2 protein-coding genes are annotated in these 2,781 nt (G+C 45.9%); both read right to left on the reverse strand.

Features of this window, described 5'->3' with window-relative positions; translation table 11 throughout:
* Positions 1–346, reverse strand: a 346-nt coding sequence (locus WCO51_11955) for a hypothetical protein (protein MEI6513967.1), incomplete at its 3' end; no start/stop codon positions are given.
* A gap of 235 nt (positions 347–581) precedes the next feature.
* A complete protein-coding gene (locus WCO51_11960; protein MEI6513968.1) occupies positions 582–2,660 on the reverse strand; it encodes a sigma 54-interacting transcriptional regulator in 2,079 nt (692 codons plus the stop codon).
* Between the last annotated feature and the right edge of the window lie 121 nt (positions 2,661–2,781).

Below are 2,781 nucleotides of genomic sequence, written 5' to 3' on the forward strand. Positions count from 1 at the left end.
CTGCCCAGAAGTATCTCTCGACCGTGACCCGAGCACTCGCTCTGGCGCAGATGTCAGCTATGCGCATATCGTTGCGAATACTGATGGCGGCGTCTTTCATTGCCGTAGGATCAACCGGCAGTGTTTCAGAGCGGAGACGAGCCAACATTTTAATGTCGCTCTGCCCCAGATCCTTCACGTTCACCAGGTCGATCTGTTCTGCATGTACAACGCTAGCCACCTGTTCCTGGCTGCTCACGTTGTTGTTTACGGTTTCCTTCGTTGCCCCGCTTGAAATGGGTGCATCACTTGCATCACTCGTGCTCCCAGTATCTGCGGCCGCCATGTTCGCACTACTCGTATTCATAATGCCCTTCCTGTCTTCTCAACATCGCCAGTCATATATCTTTGATGTCTGGCAGTCAGTGTCACCAAAACCTATTGGTGGCTAACTGGGCACAATGAAAACACAGAGGGTAGCCGGAAAGGAACGGAAGCCTAATTTCCGCCACGTTTCCGTCTCATTTCCGGAGCAGCGTAGGTTGAAATATGAAGGAGAATGCCTGTCGATGGCGGAGATGCCGATGCAGCGATAAGGTCTATCAACGAAGGGAGCGATAGAACTTGAGGAGGGCTTTGAACTTTGGATCTACCGGTGCATGCGGCTGTGAGATGAATTCAACAAGAGGCGTCATATCAATATTCTCTTTGTCCCAAGATAGTTCATACGCGGTGGGATAAGTCCCCGTAGAGTCCTTAACTGCATCATCAGGCTTGCGCTCAATAATAACGCTGCTTTGATATCCGGGTACATTGACATCGTCATCCTTGTCAATGCCGTGCAGACCTTTTCGTGCCTCAATGAGAACTTGGCTGAATCTCTTCACTTCCAACTTGGTGAAAAGCTTATAACCAAGTGATGTTGGTTTATCGCGGCGCAAACCAGGAAACTCTTTACCCTTGGCACATTTCTTGGCAATGGCAAAAGCAAAGATCTTCATCATTTGGGATTCAGTTGTTTCGCAGGGTTTCCCATTCACTGTCAGAAGGAACTTCTCTTTCTTCGGGTCGAATCCCATGAGAATTAATTTGTTGTCGTGTGATTTCTGGTCGACCTGTATGCAGGGAAGATCAGAGATCTTTTTTGCTTTGCGTGCCGTGGTCTTTTGATTTTTTTGATGTTCCGAGCTGGGCAGAGTAATCAATTCATACTTCATGTCAGGGAGCGTAAGTGTTGAAAGCATATCAGCCAGTTCGTAGCTCAGGTCAACTGTAACGGGAACTTCGGAGATTTTCTTCTTTAAGTGGAAGAATGTGTCTCCCTCGCTTTTGTATTTATCCTCAAGAAAATCAATAACAGCCTGATTAATCTCGGCATCCTTTCCCATAGTGGGTTGGAAAAATAAGTAATACATAACGGGATTGTATATAGCATGCAGAAACTCAAAAAGGCTTAATCGCTTGGTCATGAGGATGCAGGGAAAGATAGCTTCTTCTTTCAGCTTGAGTGATTCGATGATGTCTTTAGCTGGTAAAAAAGAACACATTTCGTCATCGTCGTGTAGCGCTTCGATCCTTATGTAGCTGCCTTTTCCTTTGTTGGTTCTGATGCCGGCTGATTCGGCTAATACGACCATTCCATAATTGAAACAAGGGTCGCGCTTCAAGCATTCTGGTAGATACTTCAATACCGGCTCAAACTTGTTTAGAATTACTGTTGCGTAATTCTTACTGGCTTGGCCCTTATTTAGCGGGTTGTTTGGAAAGTGGAAATAGTCCTCAACGTCATGAATGTAATCGTGGCTGGATGATATGCATTTGCAATATTGTTGTAATTGGCGGACGTTGCCGGGCCAGTCATGAAGTAACAAAGGAAGTAATATGGCAACAGGTATCGTCCATTCTATTTTCGGGTCATGTTCCCTCAGGAAATAGTGGAATAAAACAGGGATGTCCGCGGGTCTCTCGGCGAGACTGGGAACTCTAAAACGCCATGTAAATCCCTGTTGAAGATCCTGTAGGAATATCTTTTCATCATTAATATCAATCCTGGTTGTAATGATTAGTCTCGTCGTTACCGTAATTTGATCGTTAATAGTTCCGCCAACTGGCAAAATTGTGCGGTGCTGAATGAATTGGAGCAAGAGAGCCTGATGCTCTTTAGGAAGTGCGCCGACTTCCTGTAGTATCAAAATGCCACCGTCACATTCTTCGATAATACCCCTATGGTCTTCTATGGCCCCGGGGAATGCGCCTTTCTTATGTCCAAAAAGTTCTGAGGCTATTTGTGTTTGGTTAAATCTTGCACAATTAACGAAATGTGCCCTTTGCTGTGATTTTTCCCTAGCGAGGAAAACCAAAAAAGAGGCGAGCTCATCTTTGCCTGCACCAGTTGACCCATGAATGATGATATGGTCATCCGACTCGGCAGCCTTTATTGCATATCTAGGATCAACAGTCGGTGGGATAAGAATCAATCGCGGTTTCTTTTCGTGATCTTGATATTGTGCGATTCGACCTGCATAGTGGCGTAAACGTAAAGGTGCCTTATCGTACTGCTCCTCCAGATTCAGTCCCTCCAATTTCTTGCGTAACTCCGCCCTGTCTGTCCCTGGGGCAAGCTGATTCGTTTTGTCCAATATCTGGAGTGTAATGTCGATACTCTTGCTTTGGTCTTTCATAGGGATGCCTCGTCCGGAATCAAACCAAACCGCGATGACATTTGCAATGGTGGCGGTTTCCGTTGAATTGGGTCAACCGGCAAATCCACAATTGATTGCCATGTGCACCCCAAATCGAATC

It is taken from the genome of bacterium (assembly GCA_037131655.1).
Classification (GTDB): Bacteria; Armatimonadota; Fimbriimonadia; order Fimbriimonadales; family JBAXQP01; genus JBAXQP01.

Coding starts and splice junctions, on each gene's coding strand:
- WCO51_11960 (MEI6513968.1), bottom strand. CDS start 2,660: ATGAAAGACCAAAGCAAGAGTATCGACATTACACTCCAGATATTGGAC.